Genomic DNA, 15414 nt, shown 5'->3' on the forward strand with positions numbered 1-15414 from the left:
ATTAGTGCAATTACGCCGCTCTTCTCATTTCGGGCTGATCTTTATTCTCGGCCTGATTTCGATGCTAATGCCGTTAGCTATCGATATGTATTTACCTGCGTTACCGACTATTGCTAACGAATTTGGCGTGGGGGACGGGCATGTCCAAATGACGCTCAGTACCTATGTACTGGGCTTTGCGATTGGCCAGATGTTCTACGGGCCGATGGCAGACAGTCTGGGACGTAAGCCTGTGATTCTCGGCGGTACGCTGGTGTTTGCGTTTGCAGGCGTGGCCTGTGCGCTGGCACAAACGGTAGAGCAGCTGATCTACATGCGTTTTCTGCACGGTGTCTCCGCTGCGGCGGCTGCGGTGGTGATTAATGCCCTGATGCGCGATATGTTCTCGCGGGATGATTTTTCTCGCATGATGTCGTTTGTCGTGTTGGTGATGACCGTCGCGCCGCTCATTGCGCCCATTGCCGGTGGCTGGCTGCTGCTGTGGTTTAGCTGGCATTCCATTTTCTGGACGATCTCTGGTGCGGCTTTTCTGGCGTCAGCGTTGATTTTCTTTTTTATCAAAGAAACTTTACCGCCCGCTAAGCGGCAGAAATTTCATCTGCGTACCACCATCGGGAATTTTGCCATCCTGTTCCGTCATAAGCGGGTGTTCAGCTATATGGTGGCAAGCGGGCTGTCGTTTTGCGGCATGTTCTCCTTCCTGAGTGCCGGGCCGTTTGTGTATATCAATCTGTATGGCGTTTCTCCTCAGAATTTTGGCTACTACTTTGCCCTGAACGTCGTCTTTCTCTTTGTGGTGACGTTGTTTAACAGCCGCAATGTACGGCGGTTGGGCGCGCTGGCGATGTTCCGCGCAGGGCTGGTGATCCAGTTTGCGATGGGAATATGGCTGGTGATTGTCTGCCTGTTCGATCTCGGGTTCTTACCGTTGGTGTTTGGTGTGGCACTCTTTGTCGGCTGTATTGCGATGGTGGCGTCGAATGCGATGGCGGTGATTCTCGATGATTTCCCGCATATGGCAGGGACGGCCTCGTCGTTGGCTGGCACGCTACGCTTCGGCCTAGGGGCGATCGTAGGCGTTATCCTATCGCTGGCCTCATTCAATAGCGCCTGGCCGATGGTGCTATCAATGGCACTCTGTTCGATAGGTGCCTTTCTGCTGTATCTGTACGCAGCCCGCTCCCCCGCATCCTGATTTTCCCTTCTTCTCAGATGCAGGAAAGATGTTCCTGCATCTGAGTCTGTTCTCTCTGATTCCTCATTTTCCTTCTTAAGGCGATACCCTGGCATAGTTTTTTGTTTTGTTAATGTAAAATATTTGACCCAAAAGTGAACAAGTGGGCTGAAAAGGGTTGAGATATTAAATGGAAAAGGTTACATATAGCCGGAAAAGAAGAAAAATTCGTGATCAATTTGGCATTAATAGCCCTTGCAATCAGAGCTGTTAACCACTAGAACGATATGAAAAAAGCGTGTTTGTTGTTTTTTTGTTCACTAAAAGTGGCAAGAAATGGTGTGAACACGCTACTATGATAAATATGTTACTATTTTGTGAATTATTACCTGAGGAAAACAGTAGTGGACAGTTTCCAACTTTCGGTAGTTCATCGTTTGCCGCAAAGTTATCGCTGGTTATCGGGTTTTACAGGCATCAATGTTGAACCGATTCCGCTGAGCGGCAGAGAAGAAGATAACAACCTGATTGGTCTCAAGCTGTTGAGCCATGACGGCGATATTGCATGGAAAATCATGCACCATTTGCATCAGTCTCTGTCTGAAATTCAGGTTGAATGCGCCGTTCTGGAATGGGAAGGCGAACCGTGCCTGTTTTTGCATCGCAATGATGAAAGCACGGCAATGTGCCGTCTGAAGAATGTTGGTGTCGCTATCGCTGAGTCCGTATCAGCACAATACCCCTTTTAAACCGCAGCGTCAGCAGACTGGCGCTGCGGTATTCCCTCATTTATTCTGACTGTGTTTCCACCGTATAGGATGAGAACTGTAGCAGTTCCCGCGTGTAATGTTCGGCAGGGTGCGCGAATACCTGTTTGCATTCACCCTGTTCGACCACTTCGCCTTGTCGCAACACAATAACCTGATGGCACAGCGAACGGATAACCTGTAAGTCATGGCTGATAAACAGGTAGGCGATTTTGTGCTTTTCCTGTAACGATTTCAGCAACGCCAGAATTTGCGCCTGCACCGTTCTGTCCAGCGATGATGTTGGTTCATCAAGGATTAGCAGCTCCGGTTGCAGTATCAGGGCGCGCGCGATAGCGATACGCTGACGCTGACCGCCGGAAAACTCGGCGGGATAGCGGTAGCGGGTCGTGGGATCCAGCCCGACTTCCTGCATCGCCTCAACCACACGCTGGTCGAGTTCCTCTTTGCTCAACTTATGATGGACGGTCAATCCCTCAGCAATAATTTGCTCCACATTCAGCCGTGGGTTCAGCGCGGAGTTCGGATCCTGAAAGACAACCTGAATCCGGTGGCGGAAAGGCAGCATTTGCTTACGGGTTAGCCCTTGCAAGGGTTGGCCGTCAAACCAGATATCGCCGCGTGATTGAATCAGTCGCAGCAGCGCGAGTCCGGTCGTGCTTTTTCCTGAACCGGATTCCCCCACCAGACCCAGGCTTTCGCCGCGTCGTAAGGTGAAGTTGATATTGTTCACTACCTGCTTTTCGTCAACGGTACGGCGTAAAAGGCCGCGTTTGATGGGAAACGAAACGTGCAGTTTTTCCACCCGCAAAAGAGGTTCACCGTCATCCGTTACCGGAAGCGGCTCGCCCGACGGTTCTGCATCCAGCAATTGGCGCGTGTAGGGGTGCTGAGGCGCGCTGAAAAGCTGCTGACAGCGATTGTGCTCCACGGCCTGACCGGCTTTCATGACCGACACGTTATCTGCCAACTGGCGGACAATATTCAGGTTATGGGTGATGAACAGTAAACTCATCCCCAGCTCCTGCTTCAGCTCGTTCAGCAATTTCAATATTTGCGCCTGAACGGTCACGTCCAACGCCGTTGTGGGTTCATCGGCAATCAGTAAATCTGGCTGTGTCAGCAGTGCCATCGCAATCATGACACGCTGGCGTTCCCCGCCGGAAAGCTGGTGCGGGAAATCATTCAATCGGCTTTTAGCCTGCCGAATACCCACGCGATCCAGACAGGTGATGACTTCGCTGCGGGCTGCCTCGGTGCGCATGCCGCGATGGAGCGAAAGCACTTCAATCAGCTGTTTTTCGATGCTTTGCAGAGGGTTAAGCGACACCATCGGTTCCTGAAAGATCATCGCGATCCGATTGCCGCGTATCTGGCGCAGTGTTTTTTCATCAGCATGCAGCAGCGATTGCCCTGCGAAGCGGATATCCCCTTGCGGATAAACCACGGGCGGGGAGGGGAGCAAACGCAAAACCGACAGCGCGGTGACGCTTTTCCCCGAACCTGACTCACCGACCAGTGCCAGCGTCTCACCCGCGTTCACCGCCAGTGAAAGCTGGTCGACAACGCGCTGCTCCTGACCGCCTTTGCGGAAGGCAATGCTGAGATTATCTATCTGCAATAAAGGTGAACTGGACATATTAATGCGCCTTGCTGGGGTCAAAGGCGTCGCGCACTGCTTCGCCGATAAAAATGAGTAAGGAAAGCACAATGGAAAGCACCATAAATACGGTAATGCCCAGCCACGGCGCCTGAAGGTTATTTTTCCCTTCCAGCAATAAAGTGCCTAATGATGGCGAGCCCATCGGCAGACCAAAGCCGAGAAAATCCAGCGATGTCAGCGTAGTAATCGAGCCGCAAAGAATAAAGGGCAGATAGGTCAGCGTAGCGACCATCGCGTTTGGTAGCATGCAGCGGAACATAATGGCGCGGTCACTGACGCCCATCGCCTGCGCGGCACGAATATAGTCAAAATTTCGGGTACGCAGAAATTCCGCCCGTACCACGCCAACCAGACTCATCCAGCCGAACAGGACGGTAATGCCTAATAGCCACCAGAAATCCGGCTGAATCACGCTGGACAGCAAGATAATCAGAAACAGCGTCGGCATGCCGGACCAGACTTCGATAAAGCGCTGACCCCATAGGTCGAGACGCCCGCCGTAATAGCCCTGTGTTGCACCGACGGCGATACCAATCACGCTGGACAGGATCGTGAGCGCCAGACCGAACAGCAGTGAGATACGGAAGCCATACAGCACCTGAGCGACCACATCTTTCCCCTGGCTATCCGTGCCCAGCCAGTTCTGCCAGTTTGGTGCAGAGGGGAAGGATGCGGTAGTGGCGTAGTTTATGGTGTCGTAACTGTAGTGAATCAGCGGCCAGATCGCCCAACCGTGGCTGCTGATACGTTCGGCGATATAAGGATCGCGGAAGTCGGCGGTGGTATCCAACTGTCCGCCGAACGTCCTCTCGCTGTGGTCAATGAGCACCGGCGTATAGAGCTGGCCGTCATACTTCACCAGCAGCGGTTTGTCGTTGGCGATCAATTCGGAAAACAGGCTGACGATAAACAGCACCATGAAAATCCACAGCGACCAGTAACCGCGACGATTACTTTTAAAGCGTGCCCAGCGCGCCTGATTAATCGGGCTTAAGCGGCTCATTGGCGTCCCTCAAAATCGATACGCGGATCCACCAGCGTATAGGTTATGTCACTGACAATATTCAGCAATAAGCCGATCAGCGTGAAAATGTACAGCGTGCCAAACATGACGGGATAGTCACGTTGCAGCGTGGCGTCATAGCCCAATAGGCCCAGCCCGTTGAGTGAGAACATCACCTCAATCAGTAGCGAGCCGGTGAAAAACATACTGATAAACGTGGCGGGGAAGCCGGCAATCACCAGCAACATGGCATTACGGAATACGTGGCGGTAGAGAATGCTCTTTTCATCCAGCCCTTTAGCGCGCGCAGTAACCACGTACTGCTTACGAATCTCATCCATAAAGGAGTTCTTGGTGAGCATCGTCAGCGTGGCGAAACCGCCAATCACGGAAGCCAGAACCGGTAGCGCGATATGCCACAAATAGTCGGTAATCTTGCTGTACCAAGGCAGGGTATCAAAATTGCTGGAAACCAGCCCTCGAAGCGGGAACCAGTCCAGGTAACTGCCGCCCGCGAATAGCACAATCAAAATGATCGCAAACAAAAATGCTGGAATGGCATAGCCGATAATGATTAACGTGCTGCTCCAGGTATCGAACGGCGTGCCATTTTTTACGGCCTTCTTAATGCCAAGAGGAATGGAAATCAGGTAGACGATCAGCGTACTCCACAGCCCCAGCGTAATCGAAACCGGCATGCTCTCCTTAATGAGCTGCATCACCGAAGAACCCCGGAACAGGCTGTCGCCGAAGTCAAAACGTACGTAATCCCACAGCAGTTTAAAATAGCGCTCATGGATCGGCTTATCGAAGCCATAGCGTTTGGTGATTTCTTCGATGACTTCCGGGTCAAGCCCGCGTGAACCCCGGTAAGCGTTCTCGATGTTTGGTGCGCCGCTGGTGCCTGTTCGCGCCATTCCGGCATCCATTCCGCTACTGGCGGTATAACCACTACCGTGGCCCATTTCAATTGCCGCGATGGCTTGATCTACCGGGCCGCCGGGGGCAATTTGCACAATAAAGAAATTAATTGTGATGATTGCCCACAGGGTTGGAATAACCAGCAAGAGGCGGCGTAACAGATACGTTCCCATTTTTATTCCTTAACGTCGCTCTGCGGGCAGCGTAGCCGCCTGTTTGGTATCGAACCACCAGCCATCAAAACCCAGTGAATAGGCCGGGCGTACAGCGGGCATGGCGAACTTGTTCCAATAGGCGAAACGGTCATGATTGGAATACCACATTGGGATCATGAGCTGATTCCAGGTCAATACCCTGTCCAGCGCACGACCTAATGACAGCAGGGGGACTTTCTGCCCTTGATGCTTAACGATTTCCGCGATGAGAGAATCAATCGCAGGGTCGCTGACCCCCGGTCTGTTGTAGGTCGAATCGATATACTGTGAGCTCCAGCGGATTTGCAGGTCATCACTAGGGTAAAGGAATGCGCTGTAAACCGTGGCCGTCATATCGAAATCCCGCTTACGGATACGGTTGTTAAACTGCGTGCTGTCGATGTTACGTACGTTCATGGTGATGCCGAGCTTTTTCAGGCTCTGCTGAAAGGGCAGGACATACTGCGAGTTGCCAGCGCTTGGCAATAGCAGTTCAAATGTAAACGGCTGTCCGGTTTTGCTATTGACCAGCTTTTGATCTTTCAATTCCCAGCCAGCCTCTTCCAGCAGTTTGAGTGCCTTCAGCCAGTTTTGTCGATCATAGCCGCTGCCATCGGAGGAGGGTGGTTGATAGCTGGGGCCAAAGACCTCGGCTGGCACCTTGTCCTTCAGCGGTGTCAACCATGCCAGTTCCTCTGCACTGGGTTCGTCTTTAGCGGCATACTCGGTGTTTTGGAAATAGCTATCGGTACGTTGATAGGCGTTGTAATAGAGCGCCTTGTTCATCCAGTTAAAGTCAAATGCCAGCGCTAACGCCTGACGCACGCGTCGATCCTGAAACAGCGGTCGCTGAATATTGAATGCCAGCCAGCGCGTATCCTGAGCGGATTGGTTGACCTGATCCTGTTTGATGATATAGCCGCGCGCAAAGTTGCCGCCCTGATATTGTGTTGCCCAATGCTTTGGTGAGCCTTCTTCACGCAGGTCGAAAGCGCCGGCTTTAAACGCTTCCAGCGCGACGCTGTCGTCGAGATAGTAGTCGTAGCGGATTCTATCGAAATTGTACTGGCCTTTATTGACCGGCAAGTCGGCACCCCAATAGTCTTTCACGCGTGAATAGGTAACATATTGTCCGGTGCGATAGGCGGTGATGCGGTAAGGGCCACTGGCCGGTGGTGGATACGATAGTGGATCGCTGAGTTTATGATTCTTCCAGAATTTCTCCGACATGATGGGCAATGTCATCAGACTGAACATACGGTTTTTGTCGGATACAGGAAAATCGAAACGTACGGTCAATGGTGCAACGGCTTTGGCGGTGACATCTTTAAAATAGATGCGAAACTGCGGCACGCCCTGAGTCATAAACATATTGTAGGTAAACGCGACGTCAGCTGCGGTGATTGGTGAGCCATCATGAAAGCGGGCTTTGGGATTCATCTCGATTTCAATCCAGCGGAAATCCGCCGAATGGCGTGTTGTCAGTGCGACCAGCGGATAATAACTGCCGGGTTCGTCATCAGAGGAGACAAAGAGCGAATCGTAGAGGCGTTCAGTACGTGCTGCTGCCACGCCACGTAGCGCGTAACGGTTGAAATTGTCAAAGGTGCCCAATGCACTGAGGGTTATACTGCCGCCTTTCGGGGCATCAGGGTTGACGTAATCAAAATGACTGAAGTTCTCGGCATATTTGGGTTCACCCAAAAGTGCAAAGCTGGTGCTGTTTTCAATCGTCTCGGCATGCGCCCCAAAATGGGCCGTGCAAAGCAATACGGCAGCGATAACGCGTTTTAACATCTGACGGTGATCTCCTGCGAGTGGACGTTATCTGGCTGGGCGTCGTTTGATATAGACATGCCAGACCGTAACATCAACAATGCCGATTTCCTCGGCATAAAGTTCTTGAAATAATTAACATTCCCATCGGGAAGCTGCGTGTTTTCTTTTTATCATGAAATTAGGTGATAAACCTACCTTAATCACGGCCTGTTAATGTTTCAGGTTGTTGAACAAGTCATATTTTGCGCAGTGTGCCGCAGAAGGGGAGAAACTCGGTGAGATTCGGGGGAAAAGCAGGCATAAAAAAACGTAGGGAAGGTTCTTCAGTGTTGCGTAGCAACGGCCCGTAGGGTGATGGACAAGGATGTCCATCATAAAAAAACGCCGCTTATGGTGATAAGCGGCGTTGATGTCGTCTGGTTTCGTTGGCTAACAGCAAAGTTCTTTCACTAACAAAACAATACCACAGCAAGGGAGCGATATTGCTTAGCTGGTTTTTCCTTTACTCAGGACACGACGTCCTTCCTGATAACGCTTATTCCAGTAGTCTTCTGTCATTTTAGAAATGATAACACCACTGCTGGTTGACGCGTGGACGAACTGATCGTTGCCGAGATAAATGCCAACGTGGCGACCGGTCGAACCTGCACGGAACAGAACAAGATCGCCAACGCGCAGTTTACTACGCTGAATTTGCTGGCCCATCTCTTGCTGTTCATAGGTTGAACGCGGTAAATCCATACCAAATTGTTCGCGGAACGTGCGCTGAACGAAAGCTGAGCAGTCAATGCCACGGCGACTATCACCGCCTAAACGGTAACGAACACCTTTCCAACTGGCATATTGGTTAAGCAACTTGGACTTGATGTCCACGTTACGAACCAGTGCTTCAAATTCATCCTGAGAGGCTTGCAGTAAAAGACCATCTTTGTCATTAACTGCATGCATATCAGTTTGAGCTTTATTGTTGTATGCACTATTAGTTCCACATGCGGAAAGCATCATTGCTACCGCAACGGCAGGCACTGCCCGCCAGATATATCTCAGAATCGGTTGAGACTTGACCATTATTGTTATGTTCCCTTGCTGTCCTTAACGATAAATATCGCTATGTAGTATCCCCATTTCACTGGGGTATAAATGCCAAACGAAAACGAGACTCAGACTAAATCAGAGTTTCTTCTTAGCCAAACACTCATCGGTGAAAGTGTGCCGGAATGCACATTATTTCTCTTGCCGCTGGTAGTTCAGTGTGCGCTAAAAAGCAAACTTGAACGAGACTACCGCAACAGCAGCAGGATTGCGAGAAGTTTTAACCATTTTATTTATAAGATTTAATGATGTGTTCAGCTAAAAAATGTCGATGTCAAAAATCTGAAATCATAGGGATTTATACTGTCGATTTTTTAGGTAATAGCCGATTTAACAGGGCAATAGTGGCATCGCTTGCTGGCGTTAATAACCACCAGCTTAGTCCGACCAGGACAACCGACAGAGAACCGACGGCAATATCGGTAAACCAATGTGCACCAATCATGATGCGAGGTAATGAGAAAATCACCATGATGGCCAGACCGATAGCGAAAGCGGTACGGGTAAAATAGCGCAGCATAAAAGCCGCAAAGATCATCAACATCATGCCGTGGTCGCCGGGGAAGCTGTCCGATGACGCATCTTTGGTCGGTATACCGGTTAGGTCTGAAACGCGGTTGACGTCACTAAAATAGAGCGTCGGGCTGGCGTGTTGCACAGGTAATAAATGTCCTGCCTGATTCAGCACGACGGCAGTTAACAGCATGATAAAACCGAGGACCAACAAACGGCGGCGCTCTGTGGAGGTCGCTTTTAGATAAAACGACAGATACAGCAATCCCATCGCAACGAGCGCAAAACCGTCAAAAGCGCGGTTATTGGTAATGGCAACCAGATGTAAAAACGTCGGGCTATCAACCAAGAGACGGTTGAAATAGAAAAAGATATGGCTGTCGAGCGTGAGCCAAAAACCATGATTTTCCGGTAGATACCAGGATAAAAACAGACCGATGCCCAACACATTGAGCACTACAATAGAAGAAAAACGGGCAAATGACATAAGGCAAACCATCCAAACAAAGACGAAAAAACTCCAGTTTACTCCACGTTAGCTAAACGAGCCTTTAACAATGAGGCTTGTAACGTGTTCCATTCTGCTGGCGTTTCATTAATGACTTCGATACGGCTATCAATCGGTGCTGCCGATCGGGTTTCTATATGCAGATCGTGTCCTTGACGGTTCACGACGAGCGTCCCTTCCTTTATACGCATCACTCCTTTGACCCGACTCACGGGAGAAAGGCGGACCCAGTCCAGCAGGGCAGCGGTATCAAAAGCGGTTTCAGGTGCGAATATCCAGCCACAGGCGTGGTAGCCCTGTCCCTGATTGAGAGAGCGACGCCAGGGTTGCCCACCCGGTAATTGCAGCGCAGCCAAGCCATTTTGGGGCTGATGCGCGTGGTGATGCGCACCGTCCGGCAGTTCACGCATGTTGTGTCGCGGTTGGTCGAGCAGTTGCCAGCCCACATTTCCCTGACTGGCTTCGATAATTTGTCGACCATCACCATTTGCCTGCTGCCACTGCTGTAAGGCCGCGAGATCGTCGGCGGTATAAGTATCACGCTTGTTAGCGATAATCATATCCGCGGCGGCAAGCTGATCGCGGAAGTTCTCATTTTCCGTATAACGAGTTTCACTTAACTGGCGAGCATCCAACAGACACAGCGTAGCCTGTAATGTCAGCCAGGGCTGATAGATATCACTCGTCAGCAAGGAGAGAATTTGTTTCGGGTGGCCGAGTCCCGTAGGTTCGATGAGCAACCGATGGGGCTTCTTCTGTTGCAGCAGCATATTCAGGCCAACCTGCATCGGCAAGCCGTTTACGCAGCACATGCAGCCGCCGGGAATCTCTTTCAACACCGCACCGCTGTCCGCCAGTAGCGCGCCGTCAATGCCCACTTCGCCGAATTCATTGACCAGCACCGCCCAGACTTCGTCTTCAGGCTTTTGCGACAGAAGATGACGGATCGTGGTGGTTTTTCCACTACCGAGAAACCCTGTAATCAAATTGACTTTCGTTAGCATGGCTGGCTCCTAATGCGGGGGAGAGTTGACGTGTGCCGGATAGATCATCCGGCGACAAGTATTGCGCGGGAAGCACAATGTAGAATGTTAGTCTGCACGACCCATGTAGCGACGTTCTGGAATATGAATACGGATCTTTTCACCCGCGCTCAGATATTCTGGAACGGGGATAACCAGACCGGTGCTCATGGTCGCAGGTTTGTTGCGTGAACTGGCGGAGGCGCCTTTAATGCCCGGTGCCGTCTCAACAATTTCCAGATCGACCGTTTGCGGCAGTTCCAGCGCGATGATTTGGCCGTCCCAGCTCAATACCTGAATCCCTGGCATACCGCCTTCAGGGATAAACAGCAGTTCTTCTTCTATTTGATCTTTTTTGAAGAGGTAAGGGGTGTAATCCTCATCATCCATAAAGACGTACTCGTCGCCGTCAATATAGGAGAAAGTCACCGTGCGGCGCGTCAGCGTGATGGTATCGATAATGTCGTCGCCTTTAAAACGCTCTTCCACTTTCAATCCCGTGCGGACATCAGAAAAACGCATTTTGTACAGCGTGCTGGCACCGCGGGCGCTGGGACTCTGGACGTCGATGTCCTTTACCAGCAATAACTTGTCGTTATAGTTAACGACCATTCCGCGTTTAATCTCGTTCGCTCTTGCCATAAAAATTACCTGCTATAAGGAGTGTGATTTTTGTGGCGACACGTTACTCGCGCCGAAGAGTTCAGGCAAGTATATACTCGTCATCCTTCAAATTTCATGTACGTTGGCTACGCTCACTCACCCGAATCACTTACTTGTGTAAGCTCATCGGGATGCCTTCGCTTGCCGCCTGCCTGAAATTCGAATTATTTAGAGTATAAGGAAAAAGGGCTGATATTGGTTTTTGACGATGAGGCTGCTATCGTGGCGCTCTCTACTTCTTGTCAGCCCACCGGAGAGTTTGCTGATGGACTGTCGCTCCCATTGCGGTGCCTGTTGTACCGCGCCATCGATTTCAACCCCCATGCCGGGGCTGCCGCACGGTAAGCCTGCCAACACACCTTGTATTCATCTTGATGAGGCGATGCGCTGCGGGTTGTTCCATTCTCCACTGCGGCCTGCGGTTTGCGCGGGGCTAAAGCCGCGCGCGGATATGTGTTTCAGCCATCGTGATGAAGCGCTGATTTACCTACTGAAACTGGAAGCCGACACCGCCCCTTAATGTGCAGCGATCAGGCGTCTTTGATGCGCCACATACAATAGATGGAGCCGGCGATCATCAGCAGCGCGAAGAAGAAGACGGCGTGATAGTTCCAGATTTCAGCAACAATCCCAGCCAGTGAACCGGAGATGATCCAGCCAACGCGTGTGGTATTGGTAAACAGCGTGGTTGCTGCGCCTGCCTGTCCGGGCATCAAGTCCTGAAAGTAAAGCATGCCGATTCCTGCCAGAATACCGATGAAAACGGCGTTCAACGCTTGTAACGCCAGCAGCGCTATTTCGCCATCAAGAACCAGTAAGCCGCCGAAGAACAGCAAACCGGAAGCAACGGCAAGCCGCATCAGGAAACGTTTACCGAAGCGTTTAGCAACGTAGCCAGCAATCAGCATCACCGGAATTTCCAGCCCGGCGGCCACCCCCATCATGATACCCGCCAGCTTTTCCGGCAGATGCAGCTCATGCACCAGATACAGCGGCATATTAATGAGGTAAATACCGTTGCAGGTCCACATCAAGGTACAGGCTACGAACAGCAAGAGCGTGTCCCGGCGGTTGCGGCGCGGTGATTCCAGCGTAGAGGTGGTCTTTTCCACGGCTTTGGGCATGGAAGGCAGAAAGAGTTTTACCAGAATGCCGCACAGGATAAAGACGACTGCGGCGGTCAGGTACATCGCCGTGAAGCCGAATCCCAGTGCCAGCGCAAAGGCGATGGGCGGGCCGACAACCCAGGCGAGGGAAATTTGCGCGCGGAGGATGGAGCTGAACATCGCCGCTTCACGACCGGTTTTATCCGCATGCTCCCGCGCCAGCGCAAAAAGCTGTGGGTTCGCGGTCGAGCCAAAGCTGCTCAGCAACACGCCGATAAAGAGCAGAATAAAGTAGTTACGGTTCCAGGCAAACAGCATGCAGGCCAGTGCGCCTAGCAGGCAGCAGACGAAAATCAGCGATTTGCGATCGCCCTGACGATCCGAGCGCGTGGCCAGCATTTGGCTGACGACAATACCGATAACGGCGCTACCGGTATAAAACATCCCGACTAAGAAAGGACGAGCCTGTACTTCGCTGGAAAGAAAGAGGCTGAGCGTAGGCAGCTGTAGGGCGCCAGCCGTTCCGGTCAGGAAGGCAATAACTAAAAATGCTGACGATGTCAGATCGAGCGGACGTCGCGTTGTGTTTGCAGGAGTGAACATAAATTGATGGCGCTTGGAAAATAGGCAGAGGCTGTCGAGCGCGACATACTACTCGGGTTTATAATGAAACAGAAATCTTGTTTCATTATTTTTCGTCAGCACGGCTTCAGCCTTTTGCGGATTTTTGTTGGCGGGCAGCGCGTCATCCACGGTAAAATGTGCGTGATGTCAAAATTCTGTTACGTCAGCAGCGTAGAAAGCTTGCATAAATGGTGTAATAGAATGAGACTTTTGAAACGTTTCAGCGGAATTTTTTTTGAAACGCCCTAACAATCGACACATTTTTTTCTCATAAAAGCTGAAACGATTCAACTTTCAGCAAGAGAGGAGTGCCATGTTCCAGTTGTCACAGCAAGATATTCATTTGGGCGCAGCGGCCAGTACTAAGCAGGAAGCTATCCAGCTTGTTGCTTCAGCACTGACCGAGGCCGGGTGCGTTAACGCAGGGTATGTCGACGGCATGCTCCAGCGTGAACAGCAAACATCCACCTATTTGGGAAGCGGCATTGCTATCCCTCACGGCACAACCGATACCCGCGATCTGGTACTGAAGACCGGGGTTCAAGTATTTCAATTTCCTCAGGGTATTTCCTGGGGTGAAGATCAAACCGCCTACGTGGTGTTGGGGATTGCAGCCCGTTCTGATGAACACCTTGCGTTGCTGCGTCAGCTGACCCACGTCCTGAGCGACGATCGCGTAGCGGCACGTTTGGCAAGTACAACTTCAGCAGAAGAACTGCGTAGCCTGTTGATGGGTGAGCAGCAACTGGCGGAGTTCCGCTTTGATACCTCGCTGATTGCGCTGGATGTGGCGACCGATAATCTGTTGACGCTTCAGGCGCTGAACGCCGGTCGTCTTCAGCAGATCGGTGCAGCAGACGCCAGCTTCGTCAGCACCGCAGTCAGCAACAAGCCGCTGAATCTGGGGCAAGGTGTGTGGTTCAGCGATAGCGCTGTCGGTAACCTCAGCAGCGCGGCTGCGGTGGCACGTCCGGCTACGCCTTTCAGCGTTGATGGCGAAAACGTGGCCTTACTGGTGACAGTAGCCGCGGCTGACGATCAGGCTTTTGCCCCGATCGATTACCTGAGCAACTTACTGATTGCGCAAAAAGCGGAACGTCTGCTGACGGCTGACGCACCGACCCTGCTGGCACTCTTGACCAGCGACGTACCAGAAGAAAGCGAAGTGCTGACGGCAGAGTTCACTATTCGCAACGAACACGGTCTGCACGCGCGTCCGGGCACCATGCTGGTGAACGTGATCAAGCAGTTCAGCAGTGACATCACCGTCACCAATCTGGATGGCACAGGTAAACCGGCAAATGGCCGCAGCCTGATGAAAGTCGTCGCGCTAGGCGTGAAGAAAGGTCACAAATTGCGTTTCACCGCGAGCGGTAGCGATGCAGAACAAGCACTGGCCGCTATTGGCGACGCGATTACGTCCGGTTTGGGCGAGGGGGCAGCATGAGCAGGAGAGTAGCCACAATCACCCTGAATCCAGCTTATGACCTGGTTGGCTATTGCCCGGAAGTTGAGAAAGGCGAAGTCAATCTGGTTCAGACAGCGGGTCTGCACGCCGCAGGCAAAGGTATTAACGTTGCCAAGGTGCTGAAAGATCTCGGGATTGATGTCACGGTAGGTGGCTTTCTGGGTAAAGACAATCAGGATGGTTTTCAGCAATTGTTCAGCGAGCTGGGCATTGCCAACCGTTTCCAGGTTGTGCCAGGACGTACGCGTATTAATGTCAAATTAACCGAAAAAGATGGCGACGTAACCGACTTCAACTTTTCCGGTTTTGAAGTGACACAGCAGGACTGGCAGCGTTTCGTCAATGACTCGCTGAGTTGGCTGGGGCAGTTCGACATGGTCGCGGTGAGCGGCAGTCTGCCTGCTGGCGTTGATCCTGATGCATTTACCGACTGGATGTCGCGTCTGCGCACGCAGTGTCCTTGCATTATTTTCGACAGCAGCCGTGAAGCGCTGGTGGCGGGACTGAAAGCCTCTCCTTGGTTGGTGAAACCAAACCGCCGGGAGCTGGAGATATGGGCTGGGCGTAAATTACCTACGCTGGCTGATGTGGTGGATGCCGCCCACGCGCTGCGTGAACAGGGTATCGCGCATGTTGTGATCTCACTAGGTGCGGAAGGCGCGCTGTGGGTGAATGCATCAGGTGCCTGGCTGGCAAAACCACCGGCTTGTGATGTGGTAAGTACGGTAGGTGCGGGCGACTCCATGGTTGGGGGGTTGATTTATGGCTTATTAATGCGTGAGTCCAGTGAGCACACTCTGCGTTTGGCTACGGCGGTTTCAGCGCTGGCCGTCAGCCAAAGTAATGTTGGTATTACCGATCGTCCTCAGTTGGCCGCAATGATGGCGCGTGTCGACCTCAAACCCTTTAACTGATAC

At 51.9% G+C, this 15414-nt stretch carries 14 protein-coding genes; 5 read left to right on the forward strand and 9 right to left on the reverse strand.

Annotation, left to right across the window (positions count from 1 at the left end; translation table 11 throughout):
• Nucleotides 1-4: 4 nt before the first annotated feature.
• Nucleotides 5-1195, forward strand: coding sequence for a Bcr/CflA family multidrug efflux MFS transporter (locus NXT09_RS01415; RefSeq protein ID WP_205550938.1), 1191 nt, complete (start codon nucleotides 5-7; stop codon nucleotides 1193-1195).
• A 383-nt stretch (nucleotides 1196-1578) separates the two neighbouring features.
• Complete coding sequence (locus tag NXT09_RS01420) at nucleotides 1579-1923, forward strand: YejG family protein (RefSeq protein WP_240585090.1); 345 nt, start codon at nucleotides 1579-1581, stop codon at nucleotides 1921-1923.
• Nucleotides 1924-1963: 40 nt separating this feature from the next.
• Here the strand turns inward: NXT09_RS01420 and yejF are convergent, their stop codons facing one another.
• The 8 genes from yejF to yeiP form a co-directional block, all read right to left on the reverse strand.
• Nucleotides 1964-3580, reverse strand: coding sequence for a microcin C ABC transporter ATP-binding protein YejF (yejF, locus tag NXT09_RS01425; RefSeq protein WP_268578603.1), 1617 nt, complete (start codon nucleotides 3578-3580; stop codon nucleotides 1964-1966).
• 1 nt (nucleotide 3581) lies between these two features.
• A complete protein-coding gene (locus tag NXT09_RS01430; protein WP_095699174.1) occupies nucleotides 3582-4607 on the reverse strand; it encodes an ABC transporter permease in 1026 nt (341 codons plus the stop codon).
• Nucleotides 4604-5701, reverse strand: coding sequence for a microcin C ABC transporter permease YejB (locus NXT09_RS01435; RefSeq protein ID WP_039475625.1), 1098 nt, complete (start codon nucleotides 5699-5701; stop codon nucleotides 4604-4606). Before NXT09_RS01435 ends, NXT09_RS01430 begins: the two co-directional genes overlap by 4 nt.
• A gap of 9 nt (nucleotides 5702-5710) precedes the next feature.
• Entirely contained in the window at nucleotides 5711-7519 is a 1809-nt protein-coding gene (locus tag NXT09_RS01440) for an extracellular solute-binding protein (RefSeq protein ID WP_268578604.1), read from the reverse strand.
• Nucleotides 7520-7987: 468 nt separating this feature from the next.
• Complete coding sequence (mepS, locus tag NXT09_RS01445; protein ID WP_205550928.1) at nucleotides 7988-8569, reverse strand: bifunctional murein DD-endopeptidase/murein LD-carboxypeptidase; 582 nt, start codon at nucleotides 8567-8569, stop codon at nucleotides 7988-7990.
• Nucleotides 8570-8891: 322 nt separating this feature from the next.
• Nucleotides 8892-9593 (reverse strand): phosphatase PAP2 family protein, encoded by a 702-nt coding sequence (locus tag NXT09_RS01450; RefSeq protein ID WP_268578605.1) that lies wholly within the window; start codon nucleotides 9591-9593, stop codon nucleotides 8892-8894.
• 38 nt (nucleotides 9594-9631) lie between these two features.
• Nucleotides 9632-10618 carry a CobW family GTP-binding protein gene (locus NXT09_RS01455; RefSeq protein WP_268578606.1) on the reverse strand — a complete coding sequence of 329 codons (987 nt, stop codon included), beginning with the start codon at nucleotides 10616-10618 and terminating at the stop codon, nucleotides 9632-9634.
• A gap of 87 nt (nucleotides 10619-10705) precedes the next feature.
• Entirely contained in the window at nucleotides 10706-11278 is a 573-nt protein-coding gene (yeiP, locus tag NXT09_RS01460; protein ID WP_010277377.1) for an elongation factor P-like protein YeiP, read from the reverse strand.
• A gap of 286 nt (nucleotides 11279-11564) precedes the next feature.
• Between yeiP and NXT09_RS01465 the strand changes: the two genes are divergently transcribed.
• Nucleotides 11565-11819, forward strand: coding sequence for a YkgJ family cysteine cluster protein (locus tag NXT09_RS01465; RefSeq protein WP_205550920.1), 255 nt, complete (start codon nucleotides 11565-11567; stop codon nucleotides 11817-11819).
• Between the two features lie 10 nt (nucleotides 11820-11829).
• Here NXT09_RS01465 and setB read toward each other — a convergent pair whose 3' ends face one another.
• Nucleotides 11830-13008: a sugar efflux transporter SetB gene (gene setB / locus NXT09_RS01470; protein WP_268578607.1), complete on the reverse strand. Its 1179-nt coding sequence runs from the start codon at nucleotides 13006-13008 to the stop codon at nucleotides 11830-11832.
• A gap of 334 nt (nucleotides 13009-13342) precedes the next feature.
• Between setB and fruB the strand changes: the two genes are divergently transcribed.
• Both fruB and fruK read left to right on the forward strand, forming a co-directional pair.
• Nucleotides 13343-14476, forward strand: a complete 1134-nt coding sequence (fruB, locus tag NXT09_RS01475; RefSeq protein ID WP_119870457.1) for a fused PTS fructose transporter subunit IIA/HPr protein — start codon at nucleotides 13343-13345, stop codon at nucleotides 14474-14476.
• Entirely contained in the window at nucleotides 14473-15411 is a 939-nt protein-coding gene (gene fruK, locus NXT09_RS01480) for a 1-phosphofructokinase (protein WP_005967280.1), read from the forward strand. Before fruB ends, fruK begins: the two co-directional genes overlap by 4 nt.
• The last annotated feature ends 3 nt before the right edge of the window (nucleotides 15412-15414 follow it).

This window comes from Pectobacterium jejuense (assembly GCF_026800125.1).
Classification (GTDB): Bacteria; Pseudomonadota; Gammaproteobacteria; order Enterobacterales; family Enterobacteriaceae; genus Pectobacterium; species Pectobacterium jejuense.

Coding starts and splice junctions, on each gene's coding strand:
- yejF (WP_268578603.1), bottom strand. CDS start 3,580: ATGTCCAGTTCACCTTTATTGCAGATAGATAATCTCAGCATTGCCTTC.
- NXT09_RS01465 (WP_205550920.1), top strand. CDS start 11,565: ATGGACTGTCGCTCCCATTGCGGTGCCTGTTGTACCGCGCCATCGATT.
- fruK (WP_005967280.1), top strand. CDS start 14,473: ATGAGCAGGAGAGTAGCCACAATCACCCTGAATCCAGCTTATGACCTG.
- NXT09_RS01440 (WP_268578604.1), bottom strand. CDS start 7,519: ATGTTAAAACGCGTTATCGCTGCCGTATTGCTTTGCACGGCCCATTTT.
- NXT09_RS01455 (WP_268578606.1), bottom strand. CDS start 10,618: ATGCTAACGAAAGTCAATTTGATTACAGGGTTTCTCGGTAGTGGAAAA.
- NXT09_RS01450 (WP_268578605.1), bottom strand. CDS start 9,593: ATGTCATTTGCCCGTTTTTCTTCTATTGTAGTGCTCAATGTGTTGGGC.
- NXT09_RS01430 (WP_095699174.1), bottom strand. CDS start 4,607: ATGAGCCGCTTAAGCCCGATTAATCAGGCGCGCTGGGCACGCTTTAAA.
- fruB (WP_119870457.1), top strand. CDS start 13,343: ATGTTCCAGTTGTCACAGCAAGATATTCATTTGGGCGCAGCGGCCAGT.
- setB (WP_268578607.1), bottom strand. CDS start 13,008: ATGTTCACTCCTGCAAACACAACGCGACGTCCGCTCGATCTGACATCG.
- NXT09_RS01435 (WP_039475625.1), bottom strand. CDS start 5,701: ATGGGAACGTATCTGTTACGCCGCCTCTTGCTGGTTATTCCAACCCTG.
- mepS (WP_205550928.1), bottom strand. CDS start 8,569: ATGGTCAAGTCTCAACCGATTCTGAGATATATCTGGCGGGCAGTGCCT.
- yeiP (WP_010277377.1), bottom strand. CDS start 11,278: ATGGCAAGAGCGAACGAGATTAAACGCGGAATGGTCGTTAACTATAAC.